This is a genomic window from Nostoc sp. 106C, from assembly GCF_002154725.1.
Lineage (GTDB): Bacteria > Cyanobacteriota > Cyanobacteriia > Cyanobacteriales > Nostocaceae > Aulosira.
The window spans coordinates 1-11,885 of record NZ_MTAW01000222.1; the positions used below are offsets into that span (position 1 = coordinate 1).

The following is an 11,885-nucleotide window of genomic DNA, read 5'->3' on the forward strand; positions in this document are numbered from 1 at the left end:
GGTCAGACGACTGGCATAATTTTTGACTGGTTTTGACTTTTAAAACATCCTCTTATGCCGTGCCCGGAGAAATGAACAATTTGAGGTTCAACATCTAAAATTGCTTGAGTTATATCTCCAGTACGTACAGATTCACGGGATTCCAAAGAGAAGCTATCTCGCTGTTTGGAAAGTTGCAGCTTTTCGCGGATATCTCGTAACTCTTGCCCTAAGAGTAATCGTGCAGAATCACTAGGATCGGCTGCTAAGAACAAAATTTTGATGTTATTCATTCACGATATCTACAGGAATTTTAGTCTACGATATACCTCTCAAAAGTGATTATGCAACTACGTTCTTCACAGACAATTCAGAAGTCGAACGATTGAGTTAAGCCGCAATAGATGGTTTTTGCGATCACATCTCATCGAGAACTGTATACCTACCGATTGTTCTACAATCCAGGCTAGGGGGTTTTAATGGAAGCTGATTTTCTCTATAAGGAGAGCGATCACTCTCCTTATAGAAATTAAATATCTAAATATAACTCTTGATACACCTGGCTAAAGATGAATTGTCAAAACCTCTGTAACCAGCTACTAAATAATTAATAGCACTGCAAACAAGAGCTAGAAGCATGGAAACCAAACAGTTAGGAAACACGGGTGTCTCTGTAAGTGCGATCGGCTTGGGTGGGATGCCAATGTCAATATCAAATCGCCCTTCCGAATCGCAATCCATCGAAGTTATCCATCGGGCTTTGGATTTGGGTATCACATTCATTGACACCGCCGACTCTTACTGCTTAGATGAATCAGATAAGCATCACAACGAACGATTGATTTACACAGCACTTGGCAGTTATAAAGCCGATGTTAGCCATGTAGTTGTCGCAACCAAAGGCGGTTTGATGCGTCCTCATGGGAACTGGGTACGCAACGGTAACCCCAAACATTTACGTCAAACAATTCGGGAAAGTTTTCAGGCTTTGGGAGGTAGTAAACCTATAGATGTTTGGCAGTATCACGCCCCCGATCCTAAATACACCATTGAAGAATCCCTCGCGCCAGTTAAAGAAGCGGTAGAAGCTGGTTTAGTTCGGTTTGTGGGAGTTTCTAATTTTTCCGTAGAACAAATTAAGCAGGCCCGAGATGTAGTTGATATTGTCTCGGTGCAAAATCAATATAGTCCTTGGGAACGACAGCCAGAAATTGACGGCGTTTTGAAGTATTGCGAACAAGAAGGATTAACCTTTTTGCCTTGGAGTCCATTTGGTGGTAGTCGTCGCCATCAAAACTTGCAAGATATTCCCGCGATCGCGCAGTTAGCTCAACAAAAAGGCGTATCAGTTTATTCTATTGTGCTGGCGTGGTTGCGTTCCAAATCACCTGCTATTTTGCCCATACCTGGTGCTAGTAAGGTTTCTAGTATTGAAGATTCGGTACAGGCTCTGAATTTGCAACTATCTGAAGCAGAAGTCCAAAAAATTGATCAAGCAACGTAATCATTAGTCAATCGTCAGCAAAAATTCTTTGTTTTACTCTTTGCTTTGTTTTCCTATCAGCCGAAACAGATAAATTCAATATCCCATGCGTTGAGGGGTATTTAATTTGCATAAAACCAATAAGCAAAATGCTTGGCTTGATTGCAATTCTCTATTTTGAATTTTGAATTGCTTAGTTGTGGTTACTCAATTTGGGGTAAAATCAAAAGCCTGCCAATAAATGATGATGCTTGCTGACAGGAGATGCGCTATGACCCGGATGTATTATGACGAAGATGCCAATTTAGACCTTTTGGCTGGAAAAACCGTTGCGATCATTGGCTATGGTTCCCAAGGTCATGCTCACGCTCTTAATCTTAAAGATAGTGGTGTGGACGTGATTGTAGGATTATATCCGGGTAGTAAGTCAGCTGCCAAAGCCCAAGAGGCTGGTTTAACTGTGAAAAATGTCGCAGATGCGGCTAATGCTGCTGACTTTATCATGATTTTGTTGCCTGATGAAGTCCAAAAAGCGGTTTATAAAAACGAAATTGAACCCAATTTACAAGAAGGAAATGTTTTAGCCTTTGCCCACGGCTTTAATATTCACTTTGGTCAAGTTGTACCACCTGCGAATGTAGATGTGGTAATGGTAGCGCCCAAAGGCCCGGGGCATTTAGTCCGCCGGACTTACGAACAAGGACAAGGCGTACCAGCGCTATTTGCTGTTTATCAAGATGCCAGTGGTCGGGCACGCGATCGCGCGTTGGCTTATGCTAGAGGTATTGGTGGTACTCGTGCTGGTGTTCTGGAAACTACCTTCCGTGAAGAAACTGAAACTGATTTGTTTGGCGAACAAGCCGTATTGTGCGGTGGTTTGAGTGCGTTAATTAAAGCTGGATTTGAAACTTTAGTAGAAGCTGGTTATCAACCAGAATTGGCTTACTTTGAATGTCTGCATGAAGTCAAACTGATTGTTGACTTAGTTGTAGAAGGTGGATTAGCCAAAATGCGCGACAGCATTTCTAATACTGCTGAATATGGTGATTATACCCGCGGTCCTCGGATTGTGAATGAGCAAACCAAGGCTGAAATGCGGAAGATTCTTAGCGAAATCCAATCTGGACAATTTGCACGGGAATTTGTGTTAGAAAATCAATCTGGCAAACCCGGATTTACTGCCATGCGTCGTCAAGAAGCTGAACACCGCATTGAGGAAGTTGGCAAAGATTTACGCGCCATGTTTAGCTGGTTGAAAAAGGCTTAATTGTAATTAGTAATAGGTAATAGCTAATGCGTTAACTAACAATTAAGGTGATTTCTGATTAAAAAAATACTTATATTGACGAGTTTCGACTTCGCTCAACTCTCGACCACTCAGTTGGTTGAGCGAAGTCGAAACCAACGGCTGCGGTAAATTTATAACTAGAATTCACCTAACTATTACCTATATTCAGGAAATAACGTATCCTAGAAACTGCATATTGCACGCTTTTTTCATCTGTATATTCTGTATTTATTGGAATTTCTTGATAGTATTGCAGCACAATCACATCCCGATAAAGTTTAGAGTATTTAAATTCTTTGTCTTGAATATCAAAACGTAAAATAGATTCTAAAGGAAATTCAATGATTGGTTGACTGCGCAATCCTTTGCGCTCTATAAATACCTTATTTAGGCTTTTGTAAAAAGTACAGTTGGTTACAGGTGTTGTCGCAAAAAAGGCACCAATAGCCATAGCAGTTAACATAAACAAGCTGAAGAAGAACACATAGTTCCGCTGGTTTTGGTACACTGAGAGATAAGTCTGATCAGATATAATAAAATCATTAATTTCAAAAGCAAATTCCTGATTTTGTTGATAACTAAGATGTGATAAAAGAGCATAATCTCCAAAGGGTGTCAAAATAATAATTTCATAAGTGCCTAACCACAGTGGATGTCTTCGACCATCAGTCGTTCTAAAATCTTCCACTTTCTTCAATTGTTCAACCAGAGAAGCACCGATGATTTTTATCCCCTCAACCCTTGCAATTTTACTTGTTTTAGGGAATGAATCAGCCCTGCGACGAAGGGGGTGATTCAGTAGCCACCACTGCGGTAACCCGCACCGTTGCAAACAACGGCTATTGCTAAAAGCCTTACTCCTTATTGCTGGGAGCGCACCTATCCCATCTATAGAATCCTACAGATGGCAGCATCAGGAACCGGCAGCTACCAGGGTCAGAAAGCATGACGGTCTGACAACCGCCAAACTAACCCAGATTTATCACAGCACATTGGCTCAAAAGAGCATGAACTGCGGCGCTGTTATAAAAATATTATATTGTCAAGGTTCGGATTAGTGAATAAAACTCAAGCGGCTTGACGTTCTTGATAAGCAAAGACGGCTACATCTCGCGCTTTTTCTTGTGAGCTGCCTCTAATTGAGTGTGTACCAATTTCAATAGCAATTCCAGCTTTTACAGCTTGGGATTTAATATTCTCAATTAATCGACCGTAACTCCAGCGATGAATGCTCTTACGATATTCTTTTGCGTATTTTTTTTGAGCTTCCTTGCAACCAGGACATTTCTTTTCTGCTCTGGATTGAATTTCACTACTGATTTGCTCACGTATATAGCGAAGTTCGGGGATAACTATGCTGCCTGCTTGATAGGTTTTGGCGATCGCAATTATTGCATCTGCCAACAATCTATCAACGTATTGACCTAATTCAGATTCACCAAAAGAATTGGGTGCATTTCGTTTCTGAGCTTTGTGCCGTTCGTGTGATAGGCGCTGCTGTTGTTGTCGCTGGCGATTGAGAAGGTTATACTTTTTACCTAGTAGTTGTTTAACACTTCGGTAAGCTAAAACTTCATTTTTAACAACATCTACCACTGCTACTGTAACTGGCTTTTCTAGACCAAAACTAATGCCAACTAGGATTGAGGGTTGACCTTGATAATTAGGCTTACTAGGACGAGGGAAAGGGTTATTAATTCGATCGAGTGTTGACTGCTGTCGAGTGATAAAAGCTTGCTGTTTATCGTTGAGTTCATCTTTCTGTTTTGTCTTTGTTAGAGTTTCTTGAGTTCAAGGGGATTGAGAATTTCAATTGCGCTCGCTAAAGGCTGAGTGCGGTGGAGATAAGTCAACTGTAAAAGCTCAACAGCAATCACACTCAAGAATCCAATGAGAGTTTTCATCCCCTCAGCAGCAAGCCGATATTTTTCTACCTGACATCCCGACTTGAAAATTTTATGATACTCCTCAACTCGCCACCGATAAGAGTACCAGCGTAAAATCATCGAAGCCATCTCGATATCTGCAACAACTTCTGTAGTTAGCAACATCCACTCGACAGGAGTTTCACCTTCGGGGCAATTTACTTCTGTGGCATAAACAGCATACACAGGTAGCGGGTCACGATTATCAAAACGGTAAGGAGTACGAAGATTAATAGCACAGAATCTGATAGCCAGTTTAGTTTGGCGCTGCGTACGCTTTTGAGTCGGCGGTAATTCGATTTCTTGTTCAAAAATAATGGGTTGTGCTTCTAACTTCGACCACAGACGTTCACTATTGGAATCTAAACTGCGGTTATGAGCCGCGCGAACCAGAACTCCAGTGTGTTGAAGTTGACGAGTTTTATCAAAAACTTCTGTGACATCACCTTCGCGGTCGAAAACATGAATCACTCGTGTTTGCTGGCTTACAAGTCTTTCAACCAAAGTGAGTGCTTCTACCCACTTGTAAGATTCTTTTTGTTCAAACGGGCGGTTTCGGGCTTCTTTCCGGGCTGCGGCTTGTCTTTGTTTTTTTTGTGTTGGGGTTTCATCCAGTGGTGGTTTCGCCTTTGGCTCCCGATTCCACAGTTTTTGCCACAACAACCCAACGGACTGACCATTCTCAGGTTCTATAGCTAATGCACTGTGCAATATTAAACCGTTTCCTCCCTTACCAATTGGACCGTAACCTTCTTTTTTAGCCTCAATACTGCCATAATCAAAAAAAGTTGTGTCTCCAACGCACAGCACTGTGTCGCATTCTGCAACATTTTCCGCCGTCATCTGACAGTGCGGCTCAATCACGCTTGGAAATTGCACTTTTGGATTGGCAAAAACTCATAGGCTCTCTTGAGTGCTGTTCCACTACTGAAAACTTCCGACAGTGCTTTGCCGAATCCAATACTCAGAGCATAACCTACCGACATCGCGCGCTCATTCAATCGGCGATCGCCCAGTTCTAAAGTTGCAAAATTCCTTTCCCACCAGTCCAGCATTGCTTGTTACCTTTAGCACGCTATTGTAATTACTTTACCGTATATGCTGTGCTGTCTTTTAAACCCTTTACCAGTAAGCTTTTCAAGACTTAACGGGAAAAGTCAGAGTAAAGATTCAGTTGATTTACTTTCCAGGCTTCGCCTTTTTCTTGTCTTGGCAACCAAGCAAGCCTTCCTGAACGCAGAGTAAACAAACTGCTTGAGTGTTGGCTTTTACTATTGCGTTTAATTTCTTGATCCTCTAGGAAGCGTCGAAAATAGTGCAAATGACGTTTGTCGCAGTAAATCTCAAAGGTCAGTTTTCCTAAGCCATTGAACCGAACAAAGAGACGACTTTGTCATTTTTTAACCATGTCATATCTTCGTTAGATTCGTAAGCTACAGGAAAGGGGACATCAGCAGTTTTTCTTAAAAGTGCTGCTTGCCAATCTTTTGCTTCATTTTCATCTTGAGGTACATTGGTTGTAGCAATTTCTAAAATTTCTAACCACTCCTCACCTATCAAATCTCTACCTTTAGGTATGCGACTTTGAAGTTGGTCTTTTAATCGCTCAATTTCTATTACCTTTTTGCGTCTATTTCTAGTAAACTCTTCTGGGTCTTCGTCGCATTCACTGATTTTACAGTTATTTTTCAGCAGATATGCGATCGCACAACGAGTAAGATGGAGACGTTCTACTTTCACACAAAGGTACAATTGGCAGGTCTGCGATTCTCCAGACTTCTCTAGATTATGTAGTGCTAACTCCACAAGTCACATACTACAGAATTCTGGATAATTCAGTACTTGATAACCGCTTCTTATACTATTCGTTCCATAGCCCAAAATTTCAAAATGAAATTAAAAAGATTGCAGGGGCTGGATCTACTCGTGCTTACATCGGCATAACGCAACAATTGCAGTTGCATATTACTATCGCGCCTCTCGCCGAACAAAAGCGGATTGTGGCGATTTTGGATGAGGCGTTTGAGGGGATTGATAGAGCGATCGCAAACGCCGAAAAGAACCTCGCCAACTCCCGCGAACTATTTGAAAGCTATCTAAACGCCATTTTCACCCAGAAAGGCGACGGGTGGGAAAAAAAGAAGTTAGAAGATATTTGCAGCATCACATCTAAACTCGTTGATCCTCGCCATCCAGATTTCCTTGATCTACCCCACGTTGGTGCAGGTAATATGATTTCCATGACTGGCGAACTAATAGAGGTTAAAACTGCAAGGGAAGAAGAACTGAAATCTGGAAAATTTCTTTTTGATGAAACTATGGTTCTCTATAGTAAAATTCGCCCTTACTTGATGAAAGCTTGTAGACCAGAATTTAGTGGGCTTTGTAGTGCGGATGTTTATCCATTACTACCTAATAATGGACAACTAAACCGCGACTTCTTATTCCATCTTCTAATGAGTCGAAATTTCACAAACTATGCAATTTCAGGCTCAGATCGAGCAGGAATGCCGAAGGTTAACCGTGATCATCTTTTTCGATATAGCACATGGATTCCTAATCTTTCAGAACAAATAAATATTGCACAAAAAATTGATGAGATAGCCTTTGAAACCCAACGCCTCGCAGCCATATACCGCCAAAAAATCGCCGCCCTCAACGAACTCAAACAATCCATCCTGCAAAAAGCATTCACTGGCGAACTCACCGCAGACACCCCAAAAACTGCTAAACAGGAAATTGCAGCATGAGTGATGATTTGACACAACCAAACGATCTGCTATTTCAAGAAATCCGTCAACTGATTGACACCGCCAAACAACGCGCTGCCGTTGCCATCAATGCAGAAATAACTTTGTTATATTGGCAAGTTGGTAAACGCATCCAAACCGAAGTTTTACAAGGTCAACGGGCTGAATATGGCAAACAAATCATTGTTTCTTTATCTCAGCAGCTAACCCAAACCTATGGTAAAGGCTGGGGTGAAAGACAACTGCGACATTGCCTCCAGTTTGCCGAGACATTTCCAAATATCGAGATTGTGAACACACTGTGTTCCAAATTGAGTTGGTCACATCTGCGAATTTTAACAGCAATAGACGATCCCCTAAAACGAGAATTTTATATTGAAATTGCCCAACTGGAACGATGGAGCGTCCGCCAACTGCAAGAACTTATTAACTCTATGCTATTTGAGCGCACTGCCATATCCCGCAAACCCGAAGAAACTATCCGCCATGACCTAGAGCAACTGCGCCAAACTCAACAGGTATCACCCGATATTTTGCTAAAAGACCCTTATATTTTAGATTTTCTGGAATTGAGCGATCGCTATCTCGAAAAAGACCTTGAAGATGCAATCCTGAGAGAAATTGAGCAATTTTTACTAGAACTAGGTGCAGGCTTTACCTTCATCGCCCGTCAAAAACGCCTGCAAATCGACAACGATGATTTTTATATTGACCTGCTATTTTATAACCGCAAACTCAAACGCCTTGTAGCTATTGACCTCAAACTAGGTAGCTTCCAACCCGAATATAAAGGACAAATGGAACTGTACCTGCGCTGGCTTGCCAAATACGACCAAGAGCCTGACGAACAGCCACCGCTAGGAATTATTTTATGTGCAGGTAAAAAGCAAGAGCAAATCGAATTACTAGAACTAGATAAAAGTGGTATTCATGTTGCCGAATACCTCACCGTATTACCACCTAAAGAGATGTTACAAGCTAAACTGCAAGAAGCGATCGCATCTGCCCGCCGCCGACTCCCATATTCCAAAGACGAGCCATAATGAACGAAGCCGAAACCCGTGCTGAACTAATTGACCCCGCACTCAAAGCCTCAGGCTGGGGAGTTATCGAAGGTAGTCGCATCCGCCGCGAAGTTATTGCCCCTGGTCGGTTAATTGGCAACGGTAGACGCGCTCAATCAGACATCGCCGATTATGTGCTGGTATATCGTGGTGAAAAACTTGCCGTTATCGAAGCGAAAAAACGCGACTTACCAGATACTGAAGGTTTAGGACAAGCCAAAAAATACGCCGAAAAGTTGCAGACTCGATTTGCCTACTCCACAAATGGCATCGGTATCTACCAAGTAGATATGTATACAGGGGCAGAAGGCTACATCAACCAATATCCCACTCCGGATCAGCTATGGGAAGCTACCTTTAGCGAAAATAATGAGTGGCGCGATCGCTTTGCTGCCATTCCCTTTGAAGACAAAAGCGGCACATGGGAAGCCCGTTATTATCAACACAATGCCATTAAGCACGTCCTAGAAGCAATTTGCCAAGGACAAGACCGGATTTTGTTAACTATGGCAACTGGCACAGGTAAAACCTTCATTGCCTTCCAACTCGCCTGGAAACTCTTTCAAAGCCGTTGGAACCTCAGCCGACAACCCACCCGCCGTCCGCGAATTTTGTTTTTAAGCGATCGCAATATCTTAGCTAACCAAGCCTATAATTCTTTCTCTGCCTTCCCCGATGATGCCCTAGTCCGCATCGACCCTGAAGCCATCAAAAAACGGGGTCGAGTACCCAAAAATGGCAGTATCTTTTTTACCATTTTCCAGACTTTTATGACTGGACGGGAAGACGCTGGCAATCCTACGCCCAAATTCAGCGACTATCCCCCCGACTTCTTTGACTTTATCATCATTGATGAATGTCACCGAGGCGGAGCCAGTGACGAAAGCACCTGGCGGGGTATTTTAGAATATTTCTCCCCAGCAGTACAACTTGGACACACCGCCACTCCTAAACGAAAAAATAACGCAGACACCTACACCTACTTCGGTGAGCCAGTTTATACCTATGCTCTCAAAGACGGCATCAACGACGGTTTTCTTACTTACTGATTAAAAATTTTAAATGATTACCGTTACAGCAGAGGAAATTAGCCAGTTTCGCAGCCAGTTGGCGGATCGTCAAGAGGCTTTAGTAGCTTTAGATACCATAGAAGAGTGTGAAGGCTATTTAGATGATGCCGTTCAACTCCTAGTGATCCGGGAAACTGCACAAGAAGCAGATAGAGGATTAAATAATTGGTTAGAAAAAATCCGTCAATTCATCTGTCAAGAGGAAGTCCGAGAAGCTTTAGAATCGGGATTCCTTGCTCCAGCTATAGAAGCGATCTCCATAGGTGCTGGCATTCCTCCTGGTCTAGCAACTGCACTTAGTATATGTGTGTTTAAACTTGGTGCAAAAAAATTTTGTAAAGTACCGGAATCTGGTGCTTAAAGCCCAGAAGCTGTAAATCCAGCCCAGTAGTAGGGATTTGCAAAAGGTAAGGGTTGACGTTGCTTGATTAGTTTCAAAGATTCTTGAAATATGATGCGTTGTCCTACTCTGAGTTGAGCAAGGACTTTTTCAATTTGCGGTTTGTGTTTCTCCAAAAATCTGTCTAATCCTTCAATAGTCAGATTTCGCAGCCATATTTGAGCTTCCTTAAGAGCTATGGCAACATCTCCTGCTTCTGGGTTATCAAGTTTTACTAAGTTTTCGTAGAATTGAATCATTAAAAAGCTGGTGGAAAGGTCATCTACTTTCCAGAGAGAACTAACAACACTGGGACTACCAGCTAGTAGAAAACCGCTAGGTAAACCAATGTATTCATCACTGGTATTTTGAAAATCAATCAATCCAGTTTCGCACGCGGAAAGGGTAACGAGGCGACATTTTTCTAATTTAAGACTGAAGATTTTATCTAGGGTAAGATATTTGTCTAAATCGTGGGTTTCCCCTGCTCGTAAATTCAGATAACGTTCTGTATTTTGTTGTGGAAGTGTATCAGCTATGAGTGCATTTGCCAAAATTAGGGCTGATTTACCAGGATTTATTAAGTTAAAATATCCGTGACAGCTAAAGTGGGCGCAGTGATAAGTATTTAAGTCAGAATTATTAATTGCTGTGAGTGTCGCTGCTGTTTTTTTCAGGATCTTGGAAGTATTAAAGTAGCTTTGAATAACTTGTACTTCTAAATCGGTGTAATTCAGGTCTTCTGTAGGATTTTGAATTGCAAATAGAGATTGAAAGTCAGTACGTTTGCGCTGTTGTACCTGTTGCAGTAGTTGACAGCTAGGTGCATAGCTGACACCACCAGCAAATAAATCTAGAAGATAAGAATAATTTTCAGAATTTTGATTTACTGGGAGTGCATGAAGGGGGAATAAGTGCAGGAATCGATGGGGAATTAGGATGAGTTTATCGCAGTGCTTTGGTATCTGGGTTTGTATTTCATCAATGTGCAGAATCGAAGCTAATTCTTTGAGTGCTTTACCTAAGTTATTTAGCCATTGGTCTTTTTGATTGTAGTAATTCTGCAAATATTGATTTATCCAATCATACAAGGCTTCTTGGTCTTCTGGTTGGGATTGCCAAACACTTACCTCTCCTTTTTTTGTGATAATAAACGCCAGAATTTTCTCGTCGAGAATATACCACTCGATAATGGCTGTATGCTCATCCAAAGAACCTTGGAAAGAGTCGAATTTGAAACCATAACCAATGGGTAAGTAGCGGTTTTGCAATTCATTATGCTGCTGTCGCAATTCTTGGAGATGTTGTGCAAGGACTTTTGGATTTTCAGCTTTGCCATTTTGGATTTGATATTGTCCTGTGGTTATTTCATCCCTGTATGTTTCTAGTTGAGTGACTACTTGTGGAGGGAAGATGGTTTTAGAGTCTCGTTCGAGGATTTGTTCAACTAAATTGCGGGTTTTACTACGTTCAACATATTCAATTACTTCGGTAATCTTATTTAATTCGCAGCAAACTTCTACCATGCGGCTATAAACTTGGTTAAAGTGTTCCGCTTGTTTGCGCTTGGTTTCTTCTCCAGATACTATTTCTTCTCGTAAAGATTCTATAGTTGCAATGGCAGACTCAAAAGTATTGTACGCTAAGTCAAACTGGTTTGCGTTTTGGTAAGCAATTCCTAGCCCCCACAAAGTTTCTGTATAGTCTTGGGGAAAAGCTTCAAAAGTCCTAACTTTCAGAGCCTCTTTGTAAGTAGCGATCGCTGTTTCAATGTTATCTGCCCTGTCTCCTTTGATTCTATTGCTGTAGGCATTGGCGAGATTATTTTGCGTTACAGCCCAATCAACAGGGAATTCTTCCCTAGTGTAGACAGTTAAAGCAGCACTATAAGCAGCGATCGCTGTTTCAATGTTATCTGCCCTGTCTCCTTTGATTCTATTGCTGTAG

Annotated in this window: 11 protein-coding genes and 2 pseudogenes; 6 read left to right on the forward strand and 7 right to left on the reverse strand. The window is 41.8% G+C overall.

What is annotated here, in order from left to right; genetic code table 11:
* Window positions 1–2: 2 nt before the first annotated feature.
* Window positions 3–272 (reverse strand): hypothetical protein, encoded by a 270-nt coding sequence (locus BV375_RS32885; RefSeq protein ID WP_243714124.1) that lies wholly within the window; start codon window positions 270–272, stop codon window positions 3–5.
* A 344-nt stretch (window positions 273–616) separates the two neighbouring features.
* On the opposite strand from BV375_RS32885, the gene BV375_RS32890 reads away from it, so the two are divergent.
* Together BV375_RS32890 and ilvC are read left to right on the forward strand one after the other, a co-directional pair.
* A complete protein-coding gene (locus BV375_RS32890; RefSeq protein ID WP_086768393.1) occupies window positions 617–1,483 on the forward strand; it encodes an aldo/keto reductase in 867 nt (288 codons plus the stop codon).
* 250 nt (window positions 1,484–1,733) lie between these two features.
* Complete coding sequence (gene ilvC, locus BV375_RS32895) at window positions 1,734–2,729, forward strand: ketol-acid reductoisomerase (protein ID WP_086768395.1); 996 nt, start codon at window positions 1,734–1,736, stop codon at window positions 2,727–2,729.
* Window positions 2,730–2,898: 169 nt separating this feature from the next.
* Here the strand turns inward: ilvC and BV375_RS38480 are convergent, their stop codons facing one another.
* The 5 genes and pseudogenes from BV375_RS38480 to cas12k (BV375_RS38485) form a co-directional block, all read right to left on the reverse strand.
* Window positions 2,899–3,582: a hypothetical protein gene (locus tag BV375_RS38480; protein ID WP_243714125.1), complete on the reverse strand. Its 684-nt coding sequence runs from the start codon at window positions 3,580–3,582 to the stop codon at window positions 2,899–2,901.
* A 236-nt stretch (window positions 3,583–3,818) separates the two neighbouring features.
* A pseudogene (cas12k, locus tag BV375_RS32905) lies at window positions 3,819–4,535 on the reverse strand (type V CRISPR-associated protein Cas12k); the annotation flags it as partial.
* Window positions 4,529–5,518 (reverse strand): annotated as a pseudogene (locus BV375_RS32910) (IS4 family transposase); the annotation flags it as partial. The pseudogenes cas12k (BV375_RS32905) and BV375_RS32910, both read right to left, overlap by 7 nt.
* 17 nt (window positions 5,519–5,535) lie before the next feature.
* A complete protein-coding gene (locus BV375_RS32915) occupies window positions 5,536–5,730 on the reverse strand; it encodes a transposase DNA-binding-containing protein (RefSeq protein ID WP_086768397.1) in 195 nt (64 codons plus the stop codon).
* A 304-nt stretch (window positions 5,731–6,034) separates the two neighbouring features.
* Complete coding sequence (cas12k, locus tag BV375_RS38485; RefSeq protein ID WP_243714126.1) at window positions 6,035–6,415, reverse strand: type V CRISPR-associated protein Cas12k; 381 nt, start codon at window positions 6,413–6,415, stop codon at window positions 6,035–6,037.
* Between the two features lie 26 nt (window positions 6,416–6,441).
* Here cas12k (BV375_RS38485) and BV375_RS32925 point away from each other — a divergent pair, with 26 nt between their 5' ends.
* From BV375_RS32925 to BV375_RS32940, 4 genes are read left to right on the forward strand one after another with little or no spacing between them, the layout of a single operon-like run.
* Window positions 6,442–7,425, forward strand: coding sequence for a restriction endonuclease subunit S (locus BV375_RS32925; RefSeq protein WP_243714128.1), 984 nt, complete (start codon window positions 6,442–6,444; stop codon window positions 7,423–7,425).
* The gene (locus BV375_RS32930; RefSeq protein ID WP_208099229.1) at window positions 7,422–8,468 is read left to right on the forward strand and encodes a PDDEXK nuclease domain-containing protein; all 1,047 of its coding nucleotides are present in this window, start codon (window positions 7,422–7,424) and stop codon (window positions 8,466–8,468) included. Before BV375_RS32925 ends, BV375_RS32930 begins: the two co-directional genes overlap by 4 nt.
* Window positions 8,468–9,538, forward strand: a complete 1,071-nt coding sequence (locus BV375_RS32935; RefSeq protein ID WP_243714127.1) for a DEAD/DEAH box helicase family protein — start codon at window positions 8,468–8,470, stop codon at window positions 9,536–9,538. Before BV375_RS32930 ends, BV375_RS32935 begins: the two co-directional genes overlap by 1 nt.
* 13 nt (window positions 9,539–9,551) lie before the next feature.
* Window positions 9,552–9,920, forward strand: a complete 369-nt coding sequence (locus BV375_RS32940; RefSeq protein ID WP_086768401.1) for a hypothetical protein — start codon at window positions 9,552–9,554, stop codon at window positions 9,918–9,920.
* Here BV375_RS32940 and BV375_RS32945 read toward each other — a convergent pair.
* Window positions 9,917–11,885, reverse strand: a 1,969-nt coding sequence (locus BV375_RS32945) for a CHAT domain-containing protein (protein WP_143842284.1), incomplete at its 5' end; no start/stop codon positions are given. The two genes, BV375_RS32940 and BV375_RS32945, sit on opposite strands and share 4 nt — an antisense overlap.